This is a genomic window from Actinoplanes sp. NPDC049548, assembly GCF_040676695.1.
Taxonomy (GTDB): Bacteria; Actinomycetota; Actinomycetes; order Mycobacteriales; family Micromonosporaceae; genus Actinoplanes.
In genome coordinates, this window is the sequence record NZ_JBFAPM010000004.1 from 259,871 (window position 1) to 280,535 (window position 20,665).

General features: G+C 71.4%; 18 protein-coding genes and 1 pseudogene. 5 read left to right on the top strand and 14 right to left on the bottom strand.

The features are described from left to right. Window positions 1-3: 3 nt before the first annotated feature. Window positions 4-633 carry a TetR family transcriptional regulator gene (locus AB0J80_RS11040; RefSeq protein WP_364703241.1) on the bottom strand — a complete coding sequence of 210 codons (630 nt, stop codon included), beginning with the start codon at window positions 631-633 and terminating at the stop codon, window positions 4-6. A gap of 190 nt (window positions 634-823) precedes the next feature. Here AB0J80_RS11040 and AB0J80_RS11045 point away from each other — a divergent pair, with 190 nt between their 5' ends. Then, window positions 824-2,137: a D-arabinono-1,4-lactone oxidase gene (locus AB0J80_RS11045; protein WP_364703243.1), complete on the top strand. Its 1,314-nt coding sequence runs from the start codon at window positions 824-826 to the stop codon at window positions 2,135-2,137. Between the two features lie 24 nt (window positions 2,138-2,161). On the opposite strand, the gene topA is transcribed toward AB0J80_RS11045, so the two are convergent. The 6 genes from topA to AB0J80_RS11075 all read right to left on the bottom strand — a co-directional run bounded on the left by topA (window position 2,162) and on the right by AB0J80_RS11075 (window position 10,365). Next, on the bottom strand, window positions 2,162-4,975 hold the full coding sequence (gene topA / locus AB0J80_RS11050) for a type I DNA topoisomerase (protein WP_364703246.1): 2,814 nt from the start codon (window positions 4,973-4,975) through the stop codon (window positions 2,162-2,164). Window positions 4,976-5,172: 197 nt separating this feature from the next. Then, complete coding sequence (locus AB0J80_RS11055; RefSeq protein WP_364703249.1) at window positions 5,173-5,964, bottom strand: hypothetical protein; 792 nt, start codon at window positions 5,962-5,964, stop codon at window positions 5,173-5,175. Further along, the gene (locus AB0J80_RS11060) at window positions 5,955-6,485 is read right to left on the bottom strand and encodes a hypothetical protein (RefSeq protein ID WP_364703252.1); all 531 of its coding nucleotides are present in this window, start codon (window positions 6,483-6,485) and stop codon (window positions 5,955-5,957) included. Before AB0J80_RS11060 ends, AB0J80_RS11055 begins: the two co-directional genes overlap by 10 nt. A 72-nt stretch (window positions 6,486-6,557) precedes the next feature. After that, entirely contained in the window at window positions 6,558-8,924 is a 2,367-nt protein-coding gene (locus AB0J80_RS11065; protein WP_364703255.1) for a sodium-translocating pyrophosphatase, read from the bottom strand. A gap of 632 nt (window positions 8,925-9,556) precedes the next feature. Further along, complete coding sequence (locus tag AB0J80_RS11070; protein ID WP_364703258.1) at window positions 9,557-9,997, bottom strand: ATP-binding protein; 441 nt, start codon at window positions 9,995-9,997, stop codon at window positions 9,557-9,559. After that, a complete protein-coding gene (locus AB0J80_RS11075; RefSeq protein ID WP_364703261.1) occupies window positions 9,994-10,365 on the bottom strand; it encodes an STAS domain-containing protein in 372 nt (123 codons plus the stop codon). The genes AB0J80_RS11070 and AB0J80_RS11075 overlap by 4 nt, the downstream gene beginning before the upstream one ends. A 220-nt stretch (window positions 10,366-10,585) precedes the next feature. On the opposite strand from AB0J80_RS11075, the gene AB0J80_RS11080 reads away from it, so the two are divergent. Next, window positions 10,586-12,895: a DEAD/DEAH box helicase gene (locus tag AB0J80_RS11080; RefSeq protein ID WP_364703708.1), complete on the top strand. Its 2,310-nt coding sequence runs from the start codon at window positions 10,586-10,588 to the stop codon at window positions 12,893-12,895. A 20-nt stretch (window positions 12,896-12,915) separates the two neighbouring features. Here AB0J80_RS11080 and AB0J80_RS11085 read toward each other — a convergent pair whose 3' ends face one another. The 6 genes and pseudogenes from AB0J80_RS11085 to AB0J80_RS11110 form a co-directional block, all read right to left on the bottom strand. Then, a complete protein-coding gene (locus tag AB0J80_RS11085; protein ID WP_364703264.1) occupies window positions 12,916-13,290 on the bottom strand; it encodes an Rv3654c family TadE-like protein in 375 nt (124 codons plus the stop codon). 83 nt (window positions 13,291-13,373) lie between these two features. Further along, window positions 13,374-13,766 (bottom strand): TadE family type IV pilus minor pilin, encoded by a 393-nt coding sequence (locus AB0J80_RS11090; protein ID WP_364703266.1) that lies wholly within the window; start codon window positions 13,764-13,766, stop codon window positions 13,374-13,376. Further along, window positions 13,763-13,945 (bottom strand): DUF4244 domain-containing protein, encoded by a 183-nt coding sequence (locus AB0J80_RS11095; RefSeq protein WP_364703268.1) that lies wholly within the window; start codon window positions 13,943-13,945, stop codon window positions 13,763-13,765. Before AB0J80_RS11095 ends, AB0J80_RS11090 begins: the two co-directional genes overlap by 4 nt. A gap of 79 nt (window positions 13,946-14,024) precedes the next feature. Further along, complete coding sequence (locus AB0J80_RS11100) at window positions 14,025-14,621, bottom strand: type II secretion system F family protein (RefSeq protein ID WP_364703710.1); 597 nt, start codon at window positions 14,619-14,621, stop codon at window positions 14,025-14,027. Window positions 14,622-14,931: 310 nt separating this feature from the next. After that, window positions 14,932-15,516 (bottom strand): annotated as a pseudogene (locus AB0J80_RS11105) (hypothetical protein); the annotation flags it as partial. A 146-nt stretch (window positions 15,517-15,662) separates the two neighbouring features. Next, window positions 15,663-16,889, bottom strand: a complete 1,227-nt coding sequence (locus AB0J80_RS11110) for a TadA family conjugal transfer-associated ATPase (protein WP_364703270.1) — start codon at window positions 16,887-16,889, stop codon at window positions 15,663-15,665. A 154-nt stretch (window positions 16,890-17,043) separates the two neighbouring features. On the opposite strand from AB0J80_RS11110, the gene AB0J80_RS11115 reads away from it, so the two are divergent. Then, window positions 17,044-17,529, top strand: coding sequence for a hypothetical protein (locus AB0J80_RS11115; protein WP_364703272.1), 486 nt, complete (start codon window positions 17,044-17,046; stop codon window positions 17,527-17,529). A gap of 98 nt (window positions 17,530-17,627) precedes the next feature. Here the strand turns inward: AB0J80_RS11115 and ssd are convergent, their stop codons facing one another. Further along, a complete protein-coding gene (gene ssd / locus AB0J80_RS11120) occupies window positions 17,628-18,695 on the bottom strand; it encodes a septum site-determining protein Ssd (RefSeq protein WP_364703274.1) in 1,068 nt (355 codons plus the stop codon). A gap of 253 nt (window positions 18,696-18,948) precedes the next feature. On the opposite strand from ssd, the gene AB0J80_RS11125 reads away from it, so the two are divergent. Both AB0J80_RS11125 and AB0J80_RS11130 read left to right on the top strand, forming a co-directional pair. After that, window positions 18,949-19,305, top strand: coding sequence for an STAS domain-containing protein (locus AB0J80_RS11125; RefSeq protein ID WP_364703275.1), 357 nt, complete (start codon window positions 18,949-18,951; stop codon window positions 19,303-19,305). Between the two features lie 391 nt (window positions 19,306-19,696). Further along, complete coding sequence (locus tag AB0J80_RS11130) at window positions 19,697-20,497, top strand: HAD-IB family hydrolase (RefSeq protein ID WP_364703277.1); 801 nt, start codon at window positions 19,697-19,699, stop codon at window positions 20,495-20,497. Window positions 20,498-20,665 lie beyond the last annotated feature (168 nt).

A 20,665-nucleotide genomic window follows, 5' to 3' on the forward strand; every position in this document is an offset into this window, starting at 1 on the left:
CCCTCACGCCGGGACGTGGCGGTGCAGGTACTCGCGGATGAGGGCCTTGGCCTCGGTGAGGACGGCCTCGTCTCCGGTCACGTCGCGCCGGAACGCGAGCTTGATCAGGGCGTCCGCCGCCTCGACGGCGATCAGCAGCGCGAAGCGCAGCCGCGCACGGTCCATCAGCTGGAACTGGTCGACCAGCAGCTCGGCCAGCCGGTCCCCGATGACCGCGTTGTTGTCCCGCTCCGCGTCGAGCAGGTGCAGATCCACGACGTCACCGAAGTGCAGCGTCCGGAAGCCCGGCACGCTGCGGTGCATGTGGATGTAGGCGTCTATGGCCGCATCGACGCCGTCCCACCAGTGGGCGAACGTCTCGTTGGCGAAGCGGGCGGAGAGACTCTGCAGGTACGCGTCCATGTTGCGCATGGCGAGCGCCTGGACGATGGCGCGCTTGTCCGGGAAGAACTGGTAGACCGAGCCGATGGCCACCTCGGCCCGCTCGGCCAGCAGGGTGGTGGTCAGGCCTTCGTACCCGACCTCGTCCACCAGCTCGGCGCAGGCGTCGAGCATGCGCTGGACCCGGGCAACGCTTCTGCCCTGCACCGGGACCCGCCGCAGCGGTCCGGTGGTGACGGTTGGTGTCGACACGCGTCGCCACTCCCTCTCAGCAGTGAGATGAGACCTGTTCGCGGCGGCGGAAGGACCGCCGGCGGCCGCAAACAAACCTCAAAAAGAACGTTACTCGGATCAACGAGCGAGACGCATCGACGGGACGCGGGGGGCACGCTGGATCCGCAGTTTTGTGCGACTGTCCGCTCGTCGGGAGGACAGGACCGCTATGACCAGTGACAACGCGACCCCCGTCACGGCCCGTCGGTGGCGGAACTGGGGTGGTAACCAGCAGGCCGTCGCCGCCGACGTCCTCACCCCTGGCACTGTCGACGAGGTCGCCGCGCTGGTCAAGGAGGCGGCGTCCGCCGGGCACCGGGTGAAGGCGGTCGGCAGCGGTCATTCGTTCACCGCCATCGCGGTCGCCGACGACCGGCGGCTGACGCTGCACCGACTCGCGGAGCTCGTCTCGGTCGACGGCGATCTGGTCACCGTGCAGGCCGGCATGCCCCTTTATGCCCTGAATGCGGCCCTAGCGGAGCACGGTTTGGCCCTGCCGAGCCTGGGCGACATCGACCGGCAGACCGTCGCCGGTGCGATCTCCACCGGCACCCACGGCAGCGCCCGGAACCACTCGACCCTGGCCTCCTCGGTGGCGGCGGTGACTCTGGTCACGGGCTCGGGCGAAGTGCTCCACATCGACTCTTCGTCCGAGTTGTTCCCGGCGGCGCGGGTCGGTCTCGGCTCCCTGGGCGTCCTCACCGAGGTGACGCTGCGGTGCGTGCCGGCCTTCGTACTGCTCGCGGAGGAACGCCCGCTTGCACTGACGGAGGTGTTGGCCGGGCTGGACGAGCGCATCGCCGGCAACGACCATCTCGAGTTCTTCTGGTACCCGTACACGGACCGGGCCCAGCTCAAGCTCAACAACCGGGTCGAGGTCGCGGACCGGCCGCTGACCCGCTTCCGGAGCTGGATGGACGACGACTTCCTGCCGAACACCGTCTTCGAGGGACTCTGCCGGCTGGGCCGGCGCATCCCGGCGACGGTCCCGCTGATCAGCGCGGTCGCCGCTCGCGGCCTGACGGCCCGGGCCTACACCGACCGGTCCGACCGCGTTTTCTGTACGGCGCGCCGCGTGCGTTTCGTGGAGATGGAGTACGAGCTCCCGCGCGAGTGCGTACCCGAGGTGATGGCAGCACTGCCGAAGCTCATCGAGCAGTTGCCGTTCAAGGTGCAGTTTCCCGTCGAAGTGCGCTTCACCGGCCCGGACGACGTGTGGCTCTCGCACGGTTACGGCCGCGAGTCCGCCTACGTGGCCGTCCACCAGTACGCGGGCACGCCCTACGAGCCGTACTTCCGGGCCGTCGAGGCGTTGTGCGAGCCGCTGGGAGGGCGCCCGCACTGGGGCAAGCTGCACTACCGGGACGCGGAGTCGTTGCGCCGTGCGTACCCGAGGTTCGACGACTTCCTGGCCGTGCGCGAACGGCTGGACCCCCAGCGGGTCTTCGCCAACGCCTACCTGGAACGGGTCCTGGGGAAGTAGTTATCCACAGGCCCGTCCACAGGGTCATTCGGCGCTGGCGGTCGCCTTCGCCGGTGCGGCCTTCTTCGGCGCCGCCTTCTTCGCCGCCGGTGCCGCGTTCGTCGCCTTGCGGGCGGTCGCCTTCTTGGCCGGGGCCTTCTTGGCGGCCTTCTTCGCGGGCTCGGCGCCGTCGGCAGCCTTCTTCGCGACCGCCTTCTTGGCGACCTTCTTCTTCGGGGCCGGGCCCTTCGCGCGCTTCTCGGCGAGCATCTCGGACGCCTGCTCGACGGTCAGCTCCTCGGGCGTCTGCCCGCGCCGCAGGGACGCGTTGAACTCGCCGTCGGTGACATACGGGCCGAAGCGCCCCTCCTTGATCACCATGGGCTTCTGGGTGACCGGGTCGGGACCCATCTCCCGCAGCGGCGGCTTGGCGGCCCCGCGCTGACGCGTCTTCGGGGCCGCCAGCAGGGCCAGCGCCTCGTCGAGCGTGATCGTGAAGAGCTGGTCCTCGCTCTGCAGCGACCGCGAGTCGGTGCCGCGCTGCACGTACGGTCCGAACTTGCCGTTCTTGGCGACGATCTCGGCGCCCTCGGGGTCCTTGCCCACGACCCGCGGCAGGCTCAGCAGCTGCAGCGCCTGGTCCAGGGTCAGGGTCTCCGGGGACTGGGTGCGGAACAGCGACGAGCGCCGCTCCCCGCTCTCCACGTACGGGCCGAAGCGGCCGGACTTGAGCAGCACCTGGCCGCCCGTCGCCGGGTCCTCGCCCAGGCTCTTCTCCCCGCCGCCGCCGAGGAACAGCTCCTTGACCTTCTCCGGGGTCAGCTCGTCGGGCGCTACGCCGTCCGGGATGGAGACCCGGTCGTTCGGCGACTCCTCGGTGGCCTCCGGGAGCTGACGCTGCAGGTACGGGCCGTAGCGGCCGACCCGCACGACGATGAGCCGCCCCTCCTCGTCCTCGAAGAGCGGGATGGAGTTGATCGACCGGGCGTCGATGGCGCTGAGGTTGTCCGTGACCAGCTTGCGCAGGCCGCCGGCCTGGGCGATCGAGTCGTCGGCGTCCGCGGTCTGGCTTCCGAAGTAGAACGCGCTCAGGAAGTCCAGCGAGGCGTTCTCCCCGCCGGCGATGCCGTCGAGGTCGTTCTCCATGGCCGCGGTGAAGTTGTAGTCGACCAGGCGGGGGTAGTGCTGCTCCATCAGCCCGATCACCGCGAACGCGATGAAGGTGGGGATCAGCGCCTGGCCGCGTTTCTCCACGTACCCGCGGTCCTGGATCGTCTGCATGATCGACGCGTACGTCGACGGGCGGCCGATGCCCAGCTCCTCCAGGGCCTTGACCAGCGACGCCTCGGTGTAGCGGGCCGGCGGGCTGGTGTGGTGGCCGACCGCCGCGAGCTGCTCGGCCGTGAGCGGCTGGTCCTTGACGAGGTTGGGCAGCCGGCGCTCGGCGTCCTCGGCCTCGGCGTTCTCGTCGTCGGAAGACTCGACGTAGGCGCGCAGGAAGCCGGGGTCGGTGATCGTCTTGCCGGTCGCCGCGAAGTCGGCCTCCTCCTGCGCGGTGGAGACGGCCCGGATGCGCACGGAGATCGAGTTGCCGACCGCGTCGGTCATCTGCGAGGCGACGGTACGCCGCCAGATGAGCTCGTAGAGCCGGAACTCGTCGCCGGAAAGCTCGTTGGCCAGCTCGCCCGGAGCACGGAAGGTGTCACCGGCGGGCCGGATCGCCTCGTGCGCCTCCTGGGCGTTCTTGACCTTGCCGGTGTAGCGGCGCGGCTCCGGCGGGACGCTGCGCTCGCCGTACAGCTCGGCGATCTGCCGGCGGGCGGCCGCGATGGCCGTCTCCGACAGGTTCACCGAGTCGGTACGCATATACGTGATGTAGCCGTTCTCGTACAGCCGCTGGGCGGTACGCATGGTCTGCTGCGAGGACATGCGCAGCTTGCGTGCGGCCTCCTGCTGCAGCGTCGAGGTGATGAACGGCGCGTACGGCCGGCGCCGGTACGGCTTCTCCTCCACCCGGGTGACCTGGAACGGGCGGTCCTCGAGGCGGGCGGCGAGCCCGCGGGCACCGTCGCCGTCCAGGTGCACGACCGCGGCACCCGGCTTGATCCGGCCGGTGGTCGGCTCGAAGTCCTTGCCGGTGGCGATGCGGTCGCCGTTGAGGGCGATCAGCGTGGCGGAGAAGTTGCGCGGCCCCTCGACCTTGCCCTGCACGGCGAGCTGGGCGTTGATGTCCCAGTACTCGGCCGAGCGGAAGGCCATGCGCTGGCGCTCGCGCTCGACCACGATCCGGGTGGCCACGGACTGGACCCGGCCCGCCGAGAGCTTCGGCATGACCTTCTTCCAGAGAACCGGGCTGACCTCGTAGCCGTACAGCCGGTCCAGGATGCGCCGGGCCTCCTGGGCGTCGACCAGGTCCTTGTCGATCTCGCGCGGGTTGGCGACGGCGGCCTGGATCGCCGGCCGGGTGATCTCGTGGAAGACCATCCGCCGCACCGGGACCTTGGGCTTGATCGTCTCGACCAGGTGCCAGGCGATGGCCTCGCCCTCGCGGTCCTCATCGGTGGCGAGGAAGATCTCGTCGACCTCCTTCGCCAGCTGCTTCAGCTTGGCGATCTGCTGCTTGCGGTCGGAGGACACCACATAGAGCGGATGGAAGCCGTTGTCGACGTCGACGCCGAGCCGCGCCCACGACTCGCCCTTGTACTTCTCGGGCACCTCGTCGGCGTTCTTCGGCAGGTCGCGGACATGCCCGAAGGAGGCCTCGACGAAATAGTCGGGCCCCAGGTAGCCGGCGATCGTCTTGGCCTTCGACGGGGACTCGACGATGACCAGACGGGTCGTCCTGGCGTTGCTCGGCACGGCACTCCCAAACTTCACACTCACTCGGCGGCCCGTCGCGGACGGCGGACACGCGGACGTTCAACGTAACGCGCCGGACGAGCTCCCATTCCCCGGGCACACAGAAGTCGGATGGTAACGGCCCGGCCACCGCACGCGTCCGACGGCGACACCGTACACCGGGAACATGGCGTCATGTCGCACACAATCCCGGAAGATCACGCAGCGGCGCCGCCCGGCCACAGCCGCGCGGGCGCTGCCGGGGGTCGCTCGCCGATCAGCTCGGCGAGCCGGGCGAGACGCCTGCGACCTGCAATCACGTACGCGGGACCGGCCTGGATCGTGCCCGCGAGACCGACCCTTGTCAATGCCGCGTCGACCGCCTTGTCAAGGGAACCGTCGGGATCCAGACCGAGGGCGTACCCGTGCGGCAGCGGCGCACCGGCGGCCGCCACCCACAGGCGCAGCCTCGAGCCGTTGAGGAACAGCCGTCCGGCCGGAGGCGGCCAGCCGCGCGCGAGAGGGTTGAGACGACTGCTGTACGCCGTTCGAACCTCGAACGCCACTGTTCGTTCGTCCTGCTCGCCGGCGTTTCCGAGCTCCGGCGACCGGGGTGCGGGAGCCGGCTCATCGGACTCCTGGTCGACCGGCACCGAGGTGAGCTCCACCACGGGCTCCTCCCGCGGCTGCTCCGAGATCGGGTGCCAGTTGACGACCAGACCGCGGCTGACCAGCTCCTGCACCAGGACGTGCACCCGCCACGCGGCGTCCACCCGTACCGAAACCCGGGCCGTGCCCCCCATCCGGCCGAGCCGTCCCGGGCCCGCCAGCAGCCCGGCCAGGTCGGCCAGTGAGGGGTCGACGGCCTCGACCCCGAAGACGGACAGCTGCCGGCCCGCCGGGGCCGGCGCGGTGCCCCGCCGCGGCCGGGAACGGGCGGGCTGGACCGGCGCGGGCAGCACCTCGCGCGGAATCAGCGGCCACCCGGGCTCGACCATGGTCAGCGGCACTCCGGAGCTTCGTCGAAGGCCTGCTTCAGCTCGACCGACGACAGGTTGCTGGTGTCGAGCTCGCTCGCCTTGTAGTCGGCGTTGAGGGTCTGGACCACGGTGCCGACCTTGGCGTAGAAGTCCTTCGACGGGCTGGTGGCGAGCGCTTCGATCCCGGCCTTCGCCCGGCCGTAGGCGTCGCGCATCGCGCCCAGCGAGGCGGTGAAGCTCTCCGCCACCTTCTTACCCTGGTCGACATCCGGCACGCCGGCATTCTGCACTCCGGCGCGCGCCTTCTCGCTGGCCGACTCCGCGCCGCCGAAGAGCCGCGTCAGGTTCTCCTTCGCCTGCGCGGGGGTCGTCGCGGCGGTCATCTGCTGCTGGGTGCGGGTCGCAAGAGTGCCGATCTCCGTACGCCACGGCGCCAGCACCTTGCAGACGGAGGCGACCCAGGCGCGGGGTGCCGGGCCACTCGAACAGGCACCCAGCGTCACGACGAGCGAGCAGACGATGAGTAGGGGGATGGTGCGGGCCGTGCGCATGGATTGCAGCGTACGGGCAACGCACGGCGGAGGGCACCCGGCGAACGCCGAGTGCCCTCCGCTGCTGTCACCTCAGGCGCTGACGCGCGCCGCCTTCTTCTCCGCGGCCGGAGCCTCCTCGCCCATGGAGATCGGCTTGCGCTTGCTCCAGACCACCGCGGCCACGATGATCAGCGCCGCCACCACGGCGACGGCGATCCTCAGCCCGTCGTTCTTGTCGCTGCCGATGCTCCACGCCACGACCGCCGGAGCGATCAGCAGCGAGACCAGGTTCATCACCTTGATCAGCGGGTTGATGGCCGGACCGGCGGTGTCCTTGAACGGGTCGCCGACGGTGTCGCCGATGACCGTCGCGGCGTGCGCGTCGGAACCCTTGCCGCCGAACGCACCGTCCTCGACCAGCTTCTTGGCGTTGTCCCAGGCACCACCGGAGTTGGCCAGGAAGACCGCCATCAGCGTGCCCGCACCGATCGCGCCGGCCAGATACGAGGCCAGCGCGCCCGCGCCCAGGCCGAAGCCCACCGCGATGGGCGCCATGATCGCCAGCAGGCCCGGGGTGAGCAGCTCACGCTGGGCGTCACGGGTGCAGATGTCGACCACCCGGCCGTACTCGGGCCGCTGGGTGCGGTCCATGATGCCGGGGAAGTCGCGGAACTGCCGGCGTACCTCCATCACGACCGCGCCCGCCGAGCGGGAGACGGCGTTGATCGCCAGGCCGGAGAAGAGGAACACCACCGCGGCGCCGATCAGCAGGCCGACCAGGTTGCGCGGGTTGGAGATGTTCAGCAGGCCGAGGATCTCGGAGCCGATCCGGTCCGCGGAGACACCGGCGTCGGCCAGCGACGACGACAGCGTGTTCGTGTACGAACCGAACAGCGCGGTCGCCGCGAGAACGGCGGTCGCGATCGCGATGCCCTTGGTGATCGCCTTCGTGGTGTTGCCGACGGCGTCGAGTTCGGTCAGGATCTGCGCGCCGCGCTCGTCCACGTCACCCGACATCTCGGCGATGCCCTGCGCGTTGTCGGAGATCGGGCCGAAGGTGTCCATCGCGACGATGACGCCGACCGTGGTGAGCAGGCCGGTGCCGGCGAGCGCGACCGCGAAGAGCGACAGGGTGATGGACGAGCCGCCCAGCAGGAACGCACCGTAGACGCCGGCGCCGATGAGCAGCGCCGAGTAGACCGCCGACTCGAGGCCGACGCTGATGCCGGCGAGCACGACCGTGGCCGGGCCGGTCTGCGACGACTTGCCGATGTCCTGCACCGGCCGGCGCTCCACCTCGGTGAAGTAGCCGGTCAGCGCCTGGATCGCGGCGGCCAGCACGATGCCGATCACGACCGCGCCGATGGCCACCCACTGCGGGTTGCGGCCGCTGGCGAGAACGCCGGGGTCCAGCGACGCGTCCTCGAACCCGGCGAAGGTCTTCGGCAGGTACAGGAAGCTGACGATCGCCACGATGACCGCCGACAGCACGGCCGAGATGTAGAACGCCCGGTTGATGGCGGTCAGGCCGTTGCGGTCCGAGGCGCGCAGCCGGGTGATGAAGACGCCGACGATCGCGATGACCACACCGATGGTGGAGACGATCAGCGGGAACACCAGGCCGTCCTGGCCGAACGCCGCCTGGCCCAGGATCAGGGCCGCGACCAGCGTGACCGCGTACGACTCGAACAGGTCGGCGGCCATGCCGGCGCAGTCACCGACGTTGTCGCCCACGTTGTCCGCGATCGTCGCGGCGTTGCGCGGGTCGTCCTCGGGAATGCCCTGCTCGACCTTGCCGACCAGGTCCGCGCCGACGTCGGCGGCCTTGGTGAAGATGCCGCCGCCGACTCGCATGAACATGGCGAGCAGCGCGGCACCGAAGCCGAAGCCCTCGAGCACGGTCGGGGCGTCGCCGCGGTAGATCCACACCACCAGCGCCGCGCCGAACAGGCCCAGGCCGACGGTGAGGAAGCCGACCACGCCGCCGGTGCGGAACGCGATACCCATCGCCTTCTCGCGGCCACCGGACTCACCCGCCGCCGCGGCCACCCGCAGGTTCGCGCGGGTCGCCAGCGCCATGCCGGCACCGCCGATGAACGAGCTGAAGACCGCGCCCACGACGAAGAACAGCGACCGGCCGATCTTCACGGCGGTCTCGTTGTCGCCGTCACCGTGCACGGGGAGCAGGAACAGCAGCACGACCGCGATGACGACGAAGATCGCCAAGGTCTTGAACTGCCGGAAGAGGTACGCCGACGCGCCCTCCTGCACGGCGCCGGCGATCTCCTGCATGTTGGTGGTGCCCCGGCCGGCCTTCAGCACCGATTGCACGAACATCGCGGCGAACGCGAGCGCAACGAGCGCGAACACCACCGCGACGATGACGTAGGTGACGTTCTGACCGCTCAGGGACGCCCCACCGCTCTCCGCGGCGAGGGGTATCGAAGTCCCGGACATCAATGTCCTCCTGTACACACCGACCGCACCCGGTAGCGGACGAAACTGCCGGGCGCATCCCCGCGGGCGGGGAGACGACAAACCGGGTCCCGCGGACACGGGACCAGGGAGCAGTAGCTGATTACCGGCGTACTGTAGCGGCCGGACGTGGCAGTGGTCACACCTGGTTCCGGCCGTGTCGTGGTGATGTTTACCGCTGTGTTAGCGGTTGGCATAGATGGGCGTCAACCCTTAGGCTGCCCCCTCCACCTGCGGATTTCTCGGGGCGTGCGCTACGGTGCCCATTTTGTTCCCTCAGCGGCGGCTGGCCGTTCCGCGCCACGCGGTGGCGGATATCTTCGTTCAGCGGTTCTTTTCTCGCGGCGCTCCGGGGCCGTTCCTCTCGGCGACTCCGTCGGCCGTGTTCAGTCGGCGGCTTTCGGGTTCGCTCGGCCGCGTTCGGTGAACGGCGTTCGCTCGGCCGCGCGTTCGGCGAACGGCGTTCGCTCGGCGGCGCGTTCGGTGAACGGCGTTCGGTCGGCCGCGCGTTCGGTCAGCCGCGTTCCGTCGGGCGCGTTCGGTGGCCGCGTTCGGTCAGCGGCGTTTCCCCAGCGGCGTCCCATCGGCGGCGTTTTCCTGGGCCGGAGCTTTCCTCAGCGACGGTGGACGGGCCACACCATGCGGACCTCGGTGCCCGCCCCTTCGTCGACCGGGCGCACCTGAAGATCGTCCACGAAGCCGGCGAGCAGCGCGAATCCGACACCGGTGGTCAGCGCCTCGTCCGTCAGCGACTCGTCGGCGAGCTCGTCCGGCGGCAGCTTCGCAAGACCGATGCTGGCCTCGATCGGGGCACGGTCGATCACCCGAACCGTGTACGAGTCCGCGTCCGACATCTCGACCATCACGAGATCGGGCAGGCCGTACTGGTTGTGCAGGGCCACTGCCCGAGTGCACGCCTCACCTATGGCCAGCCGCACCTCGTCGAGCAGTTCCTCGGCGACCCCCGCGCGCCGAGCCACCGCCACGCCGACCAGCCGGGCCGTGCGCACGTGCACCGGGGCCGGGGAGAACGACAGCCGTACCGTCGCCATCACGCTGTCGGAGTGTTGTCGTCGCGATCGCCGGACGGAGTCGAGGTGGCCGCCTCGACGGAGGGGTAGATCGGGAAGACCTGGTCGAGCGCGGTGATCCGGAAGATCTTGAGCAGCGGTTCCTTCGAGCACACCAGGCCGAACGTCCCGCTCGCGGCCCGCAACCGCTTGAGGGCGCCGACCAGCACACCGAGACCGGTGGAGTCGAGGAAGTCGACACGGGCGAGATCCACCACCACGTGGCGTGCGCCGCCGTCGACCAGCTCGACCAGGCGTTCCCGCAGCCGCGGGGCGGTATACACGTCGACCTCACCGCCGACGTCGAGCACCGTGTGCTCGCCGACGGTCCGGGTCGTCAGCGACAGCTCCATCGGTCCTCCTCCCTCCGGGGCAAGCCCTCAGGCAGCCGATCTCCCCAGCGAATCTAACCACCGACCGTCATCCCCCGACGCGTGGGCACCCACCGTCGTACCCGTTTGGGGTTCGGGGCATACCGATGTCAGAGTGCAGGACGTGACCACGACCGTCCCGGACATTCCGGCCGCGCGCGGCGAGGTCGCGACGCCTCGCAGCGAGGTCGCGGCCTCGGGGGTGGGCGTCGTGCGGGGGCTCGAGGCGCTCGGGCCGGCCGAGCTGCTGCACCGGCTGCGGGCACGCCGATCCTCCGCCGACGATTCGCCGGTCACTCACATCGAGCGCGTCGAGGCGCGGGCGGGGCGGACGGTGCCCTGGCCGGAGTGGGTGCCACGGGAGCTGCGGGACGCGTACGGGTTCGAGCCCTGGGAGCACCAGGCCACCGCGGCGTCGCTCGCCCACGGCGGACGGCATGTCGTCCTGGCCACGGGTACGGCGTCCGGGAAGTCGCTCGCGTACCAGACGCCCGCCCTGAGCCGGCTGCTCGCGGACCCGCGCGCGACGGTCCTGTACCTGTCGCCGACCAAGGCCCTGGCGGCGGACCAGCTGCGGGCGCTGGTCCGGCTCGGCCTCGACGGCGTACGCCCGGCCACATACGACGGTGACACGCCCCGTGAGGAACGCGAGTGGATCCGCCAGCACTCGCGTTTCGTCCTGACGAACCCGGACATGCTCCACCACGCCCTGCTGCCGGGTCACGCGAGGTGGGCCACGTTCCTGCGCCGTCTCTCGTACGTGGTGATCGACGAGTGCCACACCTACCGGGGCGTGTTCGGGTCCCACGTGGCCCACGTCCTGCGCCGCCTCCGTCGCCTGGCGGCCCTGTACGGCGGCACCCCGACGTTCGTCCTCGCGTCGGCGACCTCGGGCGATCCTGCCGACGCGGCGTCCCGCCTGACCGGCCTGCCCGTGACGGCCGTGACCGAGGACGCCTCGCCACGCGGGGCGGTGACCTTCGCGCTGTGGGAACCGCCGCTGCTGCCCCATGAGGATCCCGACCTGCCCCCGACCCGGCGCTCGGCCCTCTCCGAGACGGCGGATCTGCTGACGGACGCCGTCGTGGCGGGCACCCGTACCCTCGCCTTCGTCCGTTCCCGCCGAGGCGCCGAGGTCGTCGCGACCATGACACGGCGCTCGCTCGACGAGGCGGTGCCGGGCCTTGGCGAGCGGGTGGCGGCGTACCGGGCGGGCTATCTCAAGGAGGACCGCCGCGCGATCGAACGCGCCCTGATGTCGGGCGAGCTGCTGGCGCTGGCCTCGACCAACGCCCTCGAGCTCGGCGTGGACCTGGTCGGCCTGGACGCGGTGCTGATCTGCGGCTACCCGGGGACCCGGGCGTCGCTGTGGCAGCAGGCGGGCCGGGCGGGCCGGGCCGGCGGCGAGGCGCTCGCGGTGCTCGTAGCCCGCGACGACCCCCTGGACACCTATCTCGTGCATCACCCGGAAGCCCTCTTCGGCCGTCCCGTGGAGGCGACGGTGCTGGACCCGGCCAACCCGTACGTTCTCGGCCCGCAATTGTGCTGCGCGGCCGCCGAGGCGCCGCTGCGGCCCGCGGACCTGGCCCTGTTCGGCGGCGAAGCGGCGGTCGACGACCTGGTCCGCTCGGGCGCGCTGCGCAAACGCCCGTCCGGCTGGTACTGGACTCACAAGGGCCGGCCCGAGGTGGACCTGCGCGGCACGGGCGGGGCTCCGGTGGCGGTGGTCGAGTCGGCTACCGGTCGCCTGCTGGGTACGGTCGACCAGGGCTCGTCGCACGCCATGCTCCACCGGGGCGCGGTCTACCTGCACCAGGGCGCCACTTACTTGGTCGACGACCTCGACCTGGAGGAGGCGGTGGCCCTGGTCCATGCGGCCGAACCGGACTGGTCGACCCACGCCCGCGACGTCACCGACGTGTCCGTGGTCTCGGTCCGCGAGTACGTGGACGCCGGCCCGGTCGGCCTCTTCCTGGGCACGGTGGACGTGTCGAGCCAAGTGGTGTCGTACCAGCGCCGCCGCATCGGCACCGGCGAGGTGCTCGACACCCGCCCGCTGGACCTGCCGGCACGCGAGCTGCGTACGGTCGCCGTCTGGTTCACGATCTCGCCCCAGGAGCTGTTGAGGGCGGGTGTGGAACCGGCGGACGTACCGGGTGCGCTGCATGCGGCGGAACATGCGGGAATCGGCCTCCTTCCACTGATCGCGACCTGCGACCGGTGGGACATCGGCGGGCTGTCGACGGCGAACCATGTGGACACCCAGAGCCCTACGGTGTTCGTGTACGACGGTCATCCGGGCGGGGCAGGCTTTGCGGAACGCGCGTACGGGACGGCATCGGCCTGGCTCCGAGCCACCCGGGAGGCGGTGGCGTCGTGCGGGTGCGAGACGGGATGCCCGTCGTGCGTGCACTCCCCGAAGTGCGGCAACGGCAACAACCCGCTCGACAAGGCCAAGGCGATCGCCGTGCTCGACGCGGTTCTGGCCGCCCTCCCCCACCAGGGCTCCTGACCCCGGAGTGGGAGCCCCGGTCACCCCTGGACCGGGCCGGCCCGGGCGGCGGCTCCGGCCTCGACGGTGAGCCCGGGCAACGGCCTCACCGGCGTCACGACTCCGACGACGATCTCCAGCCCTTCGAGCCGGCAGGTCACCAGACGGCCTCCGTTGGCTGAGACGAGCTCCTCGGCCCGGGCACAGGCCGCCCGCGGCCCCTCGACGGCGCGCATGGCCCCTGCCAATGCCCCCAGATCGGCCGCTGTGCGGGCCGCATGTCGTCCCACCCGGGCCGCGCCGACTGCCGCGCCGGCCACCCCACCGGCGACCAGGGTGAGCCCGACGGCGAGCACGAACACCGACCCGGCTCCCCGGTCCGCCGCCCTACCGAGCCGCCACGAGCGCCGACTCACGAGAGCCCCCTCCGGTGCCTCAGCCACCTCTTCCAGCGACCCATGGGACTCCCTCCGGCCCATGCGCGGCCACGGCCGTGGGCTCATGGGATTCCCTCCGGCTCCCGGGCCGCCACGGCCGTCGACTCGACCGTGAGCATCGGAAGGTGACCGCCGAGTACCGTCACCCGCGCCCGTACCGTGACGGTCACCGTGTCGTCGCCGGGGACGACCGCCACGGCGGCGCCGGGCGGAGCGATCCGGCCGGCATTCTCCGCCCCCGCGCCACCCCGGGCGGCGACGATTGCGCCTTCCCGGGCCGCGTCGACGCACCTGCCCTGCGTCGTCACCGCTACGACGGCCGTGAGACCCGCGAAGAGCAGCAGCATCAGCGCCGGCAGCCCGGCCGCCAGCTCGGCCGTGAAGGAGCCACGATCCCGCCCTCTCAGCAGCCCGGCCAGGGCAGAGGGGCGCCCGGGCCGCCGGCGCCGCCTCACTTCAGGGCCTCGGTGATGACTCTGGTGAGGGCCTGAGCAACGGCGGGACTGTTCAAGATCTTGAACAGCACGCCCGCGAAGGCGACGGCGGCCAGCGTGCCGACCGCATACTCCGCTGTGTTCATTCCTTCGTCGGCGTGAGGCCCGGTCAGGCGGGCTATGAGTCGGTACACGGGCACTCCTAGTTGGTGTGGTTGTCACGGGACGTCGCCGGGTCGGCGACCAGCACCGGTCCGCGGACCGGCGAGCTTGTTGGCGTCACAGCACGTCCCCGAGGACGGCGATGAGCACCGGGAACAGGCCGGCGAGCAGGAACGCCGGCAGGAAGCACAGGCCCAGGGGCAGGACGATCAACACCCCGGCCCGCCGAGCGGCCGCCTCCGCCGCGACCGCCCGATCGGCCCGCAGATCGTCGGCGATACGGGTGAACGCCCCCGCCAGCGCTCCCCCGCTCGCACTGGACCGCACGGCCGCCGCCACCAGCCGTTCAGCGCCGGGAAGGCCACCCGGGAAGCCGGCGGAAGGTCCCGTGGGAAGGCCGCCCGGGAAGCCGGCGGAACGACCGCCGAAAGAGCCGTCGGAAAGGCCGCTCGGAAGGCCGCCGGAAGGGCGGCCGGGGAGGCCGGTCAGGTGCGCCCAAGCCTCGGGCGGATCGGCGCCCAGCCGCAACGACCGCGCGATCCGTGCCAGCCGCTCGCCCAGCGGCCCGCCGAGCGCCTCAGCCACCGCCGACACCGCGCCGTCGACGGGCGTCCCGGCGCGGAGGGCAGCCGCGAGCAGATCGGCGCTCAGCGGCAGGTCGGCCTGAGCGCTGATCCGCGCCGCCCGCACGGCGGCGGGCTCCTGCTTCTTCAGCCACCGATCGATCCCGTACGCGACCAGCAGCGCAGGCGGCACACCCCACCAATGGCCGACGTACCAGGCCACCCCGGCACCGCAGGCGAAGGTTATGAGCACCCGCCGGATCATGCGACCCCCTCCCGGATCGGCGCCGACGTCAGGGCGCACAGATCAGCGCGAAGCGGGCAAGGCACGACCGTGGTCAGCGCCGACGGTCTCGGCGTCCGGGCAGCGCGCAGGAGCGCGGCGACGCAGCAGGGCTGCAGCGGCACCTGCACCGGGCCTCCCCTGCGCAGGATCGACTCGGCACCGCATATCGAGGCGCTCATCCGCGTCGTCCGGCCGACGGCCCACCGGCGAGGCGGTCGGCCCAGAGCAAGCCGGCAGCCTGCAGCAGGACGGCACCGGCCGCGCAGGCCGCGCCCGCCGCGGTGTGGAGCAGGACGTGCAGTGGGTCGACGCCGATGCCGTACCCGAACGCGATGCCTCCGACCGGCAGCGCCGCCAGCAGAACCGCCGTCGCCCGGGCCCCCGCGGCCTGGGCGGCCGCCGTGGCTTCGGCCCTGTCGGCGGCGCGCGCGTCCGCCTCTATCCGTTCGACCAGGTCCGCCGTCGGGGCTCCCGTACGCTCCGACAGCCGTGCCGCGGCTGCCGTCAGCTCCCCTAGCCGCCCGCCGATGGGCGCTGGTGCCCGCGACGTCCCGGCGCGCAGGTCAGCGGCCAGTGCGCTGAGCTCGTCGAGGTCGCGGGCCCGAGCCTCGGCGTACCGGCGGCCGCTTGCCCGGCGGGTGAGTGCCCGGGCCCCGAGCGCCGCGTAGACCGAAGCGACCAGCGCGGCGACCGGGCCACCGAGGACGGCCCCGATCAGCGCCGCCATCACCCCTGATGCGATGACGAAGCGACGCGGTGAGCGTGACGGCCAGTCGCGTGTGGACGCGAGGCTTACGGAGGGCCGCGATCGCACGGCGAGCCGGCTCAGCCCGTGGTTGGCCGGCCAGGCGGCCAGCGCGGCGGCCATGACGAGCAGAACCGCCGCGGTCGTCCAGGTCCACGAAGTCATCGCCGCGGCCCCAGGACCGGAGCGACCCGTACGCCGCGGTCGGCCAGGGCACGGGTGAGCGTCGTCGCGCCGGGTCCGGCTCCCCGAGCCCGCTGCCAGGCCGGGACGACCGTGGCGAGCTGCTGCTCCCCCGCCGGCACCAGCACCCCGATCGACTCGAGAACTCGTCCGCGGGCTTCCCGGCGTACCTCGAGGATGACCTGGATCGCGGCCACGACCTGGGCGTGCAGGGCCGCTCTGGGCAGGCCGCCGAGCAGCCCGAGCGCCTCCAGCCGGGCCGGGACGTCGCCGAGCGCGTTGGCGTGCAGCGTGCCGGCACCGCCCTCGTGCCCCGTGTTGAGCGCACCGAGCAGGTCCACGACCTCCGCCCCGCGGCACTCACCGACGACGAGCCGGTCCGGCCGCATGCGCAGCGCCTGGCGTACCAGGTCCGTGAGGCTGACCGCGCCGGCACCTTCGACGTTCGACGTCCGCGTCTGCAGTGCCACCACGTGGGGATGTGCGGGCCGCAGCTCCGCCGCGTCCTCGACCAGGACGATCCGCTCGGTCGCCGGCACCATCCCCAGCAAGGTGCTGAGCAGGGTGGTCTTCCCCGACCCGGTGCCACCGACGACCAGGTAGGCCAGCCGGGCCTCGACCACCGCAGTGAGCAGCCGGCCGATCTGCGGTGGCACTGTTCCACATCGGACAAGATCTGCGAGCGTGAAGGGTCTCTGCCGGAACGTACGCAGTGACAGGTACGGCCCTGACGTGGCGACCGGCGGCAGCACCGCATGCAATCTGGTGCCATCGGGCAGGTACGCGTCCGCATAGGGCCGGCCGTCGTCCAGCCGTCGCCCGCAACTGGCGGCCAGGCGCTGGGCGAGCCTGCGGACGTCGTCGGGGTGCCCGAACGCCTTCGGGGCGCGGTGCAGGCCCGCGCCGCGGTCGACCCAGACCTCGGTGCCGTTGACGAGGACGTCGGTCACCGCCGGGTCGGCGAGCAGGGACGCGAGCGGGCCGGCACCGACCAGGTCCTGCCGAACCCGGTCGGCGACTCTTCGCACCGCCGTGTCCCCGAGCAGCGAGACGGAAGAATCCTCCTTCACGGCGGTCACGACGGCGTCGGCCGTCGGGGGCACCCCGTCGACCGCGAACCGGTGCCGCACCTTCTCGGTGATCCCGGTGCCGGTGGCCGTGCGGTCGCTACCGGGTCCTAAGAGGACGGGATGAGGGACTGACATGGCGACCTCCGGAGCTGACGGGTAGGTCGCAAACCATCGCGAAGACCAGGACCTCGCCTCAACGGATGGGCGCCGAACCTGTGGATGACGAGCGTCCTTGTGGATAACCGGCGGACGCCCGGGTGGCGGGCTGTCCACTGCTACCGTCGTGATCATGACGCGCCGATTCGGCGACCGAGCTGACTTCGCCGTCGAGATCGGGGTGCAGCAGTCGCCCCAGCTTCGCGTCGTCGATCTGTGGGCCGCCGGAAAGCGGCTGACCACCGCCGACAATGTCGCCTTTGTTCCGTTCCTCGCTCGGGCGATGCGATCAACCGCCGCACAGTTGCGGCGGCGCGATGTCGAGCCCTGCCCTGCTCCAGGCCGCGAACCTGGCGAGATCTTCGCACTGCTCCACGCTGACCAAACCGACTTCAGGGAACGGTTCTGGTTCCTGGAATGGGGCGAAATCGTCGACAACGTGTCGCGGTACGCCTACCGCGACGACGACAATGTCGTCCTCGTCTTCGCGTTCTGGCGAGCGGACCACCCGGCTCCCGAGGACCAAGGCAAGGTGTTCGTCGCCAACCTTCGGCCCGACGCCCTCGCAGCCGTGCTGGAGGGTGCAGCCGATTGCATCGACGACCAGCAGCCGACGTAGCCGAAGCAACTCGCGGGAGAGCAAGTCCCGCAGGGCGTCTGGGCCGAAAGAGGGGTGCTCAGAGAACCAGAAGGACCGGATCGGTGATGACCTCGCCGTCAGGCCGCAGACGTCAGACGGGCGAGGAGTTCCCGGCAGAGGTCCGCCATGGGCCCCTTTCCCCCGGCGGCAGGCGGCTCTCCCTGCTCGAGCCCCTGACACAACGCCTGCTCCGGCCGCAGCGATCCGGCCAGCGGCAGCCCCAGGGACCGGGCGATCTCCCGGGCTCGCAACCGCCCCGGTGCCGGGCCGCGGACCACCACCGAGAGCTGCGGACAGTGCAGCTTCGCCACCGCCGCGACGCGCGCCGCCGAGGCCGTCGCCCTCAGCTCGGCCGGGACGATCATGATCGTGTGGTCGGCGGACGCCAGGGCGATGGCCGCCGCGTCGTCGAGGTGGCGGGGGACGTCGATCACGGTGAGGTCGCGGTTCTCGCGGGCGGTTCGCATCGTCACCGCCATGGCCTCGGGTGGGATGGCGGGCAGATTGTCGCGGGAGAACGACAGCAGGACCAGGTCCCCTCGGTTGGGGAGGGCCTTGAGCAGGGCTGACGGGTCGGCGTGGGGGCCGGCTTCGGCCAGTGCCGGCCAGCGGAGCCCTTGTTCGCTTTCCCAGCCGAGGACGAGGTCGAGGCCGCCGCCGAGGGGGTCCGCGTCGAGCAGAAGGGTGCGCAGGCCCTCGTGAACGGCGGTGACGGCGAGGCCGCCCGCGAGGGTGCTGGCTCCGGCACCGCCTCGGCCGCCCAGGACGGCGAGGATGCGGCCGGCCGGGGGCGGGTCGGAGCGGGCCGCGGCGGCGAACTGCTCGACCAGCCACGGCTCGGCGGCCGGGAGCACGGCGACGTGCTCGGCGCCGAGTGGCTCGGCGAGCTGCCAGGCGGCGTGGATGACCGGTTCGTGACCGGCCACGACCATGCGGGGGCGGCGGGGGAGGCGGGCGCGGAGGCAGGCTGCGGCCTGGTCCGCGCCGATCATGACGAGGGGTGCGCCGGGGTAGCTCCTCCGGGCCGCGGGTGGGTCGGCCGCCACGTCGACCTCCGTGCCGGCGGCGGCCGCGAGGCGGACCAGGTCGTCCAGCAGGTCGGGGTCGGCGGTCACGACCAGCGGCAGGGTGGCGGGGGCGGACATGGCGGCTCCAGCGGACAGAGGGCACGACGAGCGAGGCTCGCGGCCGGGCCGGTTCGCGCTCAAGAGGAGACCGGCGGGCTGTGGATGAACCACCGGGCTGTGTACAAGTCACACTCCAGCGGCTGATCTGCTATGACGAGCGGCGCCGACATCCCCGATCGCGGCGTAGCATCGTCGGGCCCGCGACGGACATGACAGAGCGGATGATGCTGACGTTGGGTATGTTGTTGCCGACACGACCGATGGAGTTGGCATGGAGAACCCGGTTCGGAGCGAGCTCGGCGAGGACGGCGTCGCGCACGTGACCGTGCTCGGCGAGATCGACTTCTCCAACGCCGACGAGGTCGCGCAGGCGATCCGGGATGCCGTCGACGAGTGGTCGCCGCCGGAGATCCGGATCGACCTCTCCGGGGCCACCTTCATCGATTCGACCGGTCTGGGCGCCTTGATCGAGGGCTACCGTGCGGTGACGGAGGCGGAGAGCCGGTTCGTGGTGAGCAACCCGACCCCGAGCTTCCGCCGCGTGCTGACGGTGACCGGGCTCTGCGAGCTGTTCGGCATGCCCGAGGAAGCCGAGCAGGCCGACCTTAGCCAGGCCACAGGAGCCTGACCACCAAAGCCCCAAACCAGGTCCCCGCGGACAGCCCGGACGGTCGCGTCTCCCCGCGCAACCATGCAGCGCCTCGCGGTGTGCGGGCGACACTGTGCTGTGCGCGTACTTGAAAAAGCCAGAACCGGAGAAATAGAGAACGACCCCCGTCGGGGGTGACGGGGGCCGTCCGAGGATTCGGCTCCGGGGGGGTCGAGCCGAATCGGACTCGGCGATCGCGGGGGGCGCAACCACCGAGAATCTTGGTGAGGGAAGTGCGCAACGTGAATCTCAGTCGCAACACAAGCATGCCTCAGGAGCGGGCTACCGTCGAGTACCCACTGTCACCAGAAACCCCACAGGCGCCGCCGTGGGCGTGATCGGGTGCGGCTTGCGGCTACACTTTCGGCCCGTGGGCCAGAGTGCCGCGTTCTTCGACCTCGACAAGACCGTCATCGCCAAGTCCAGCGCGCTGGCCTTCGGACGGCCGTTCTACCGCGATGGGCTGATCAGCCGCCGCGATGTCGTGAAGTCGGCCTACGCGCAGCTGATGTTCCGTCTCGGCGGCACGGACGAGCAGACAATGGCGCGGATTCGTGACTACCTGGCCACGCTCTGCAAGGGCTGGAAGGTCGAGCAAGTTCGGCAGATCGTCGCGGAGACCCTGGAAGAGCTCATCAACCCGTACGTGTACGCCGAGGCCGCCGTCCTCATCGGCGAGCACCAGGCGGCCGGCCGGGACGTCGTGCTGGTGTCCGCGTCGGGCGACGAGATGGTGCGCCCGATCGGCGAGCTGCTCGGGGTGACCGACGTGATCGCCACGCGGATGGGCATCGTCGACGGGCGCTACAGCGGCGAGGTCGAGTTCTACGCGGCGGGCCCCAGCAAGGTGGCCGGCGTGCGCGAGCTCGCCGCCGAGCGCGGGTACGACCTTGCGGAGTGTTACGCCTATTCCGATTCGAGCAGTGACCTGCCACTGCTGGAGGCCGTCGGGCGGCCGAGCGTGGTCAACCCGGACCGCGCGCTGCGGCGGGTGGCGCAGGAACGTTCCTGGCCGGTGCTGGAGTTCCGGCACCCGGTGCCGCTGGGTCGCCGGCTGCGAGATCGTCCCGCCGTGCCGGTGGCCGCCGCCGCCCTCGGGGTGGGCGTCGGCGTGGCGATCGGGATCGCGCTGTACGGCCGGCATCGGCGCCTACGTGCCGCTCTTGCATAGAGCACTGTCACCGTCAAGCGTCTGACTAATTACTGTTCGTAGCTTTTGCCCTGGTGATCAAGGCCGCGGCGGCGTAGAAAAGAACACGCGGGACCACGAAGGAAGACCGAAGGTTCCGTGCACGGCCACCGGGAACCCACGCGCGATCAGCCACGGCAGGCACGTTGC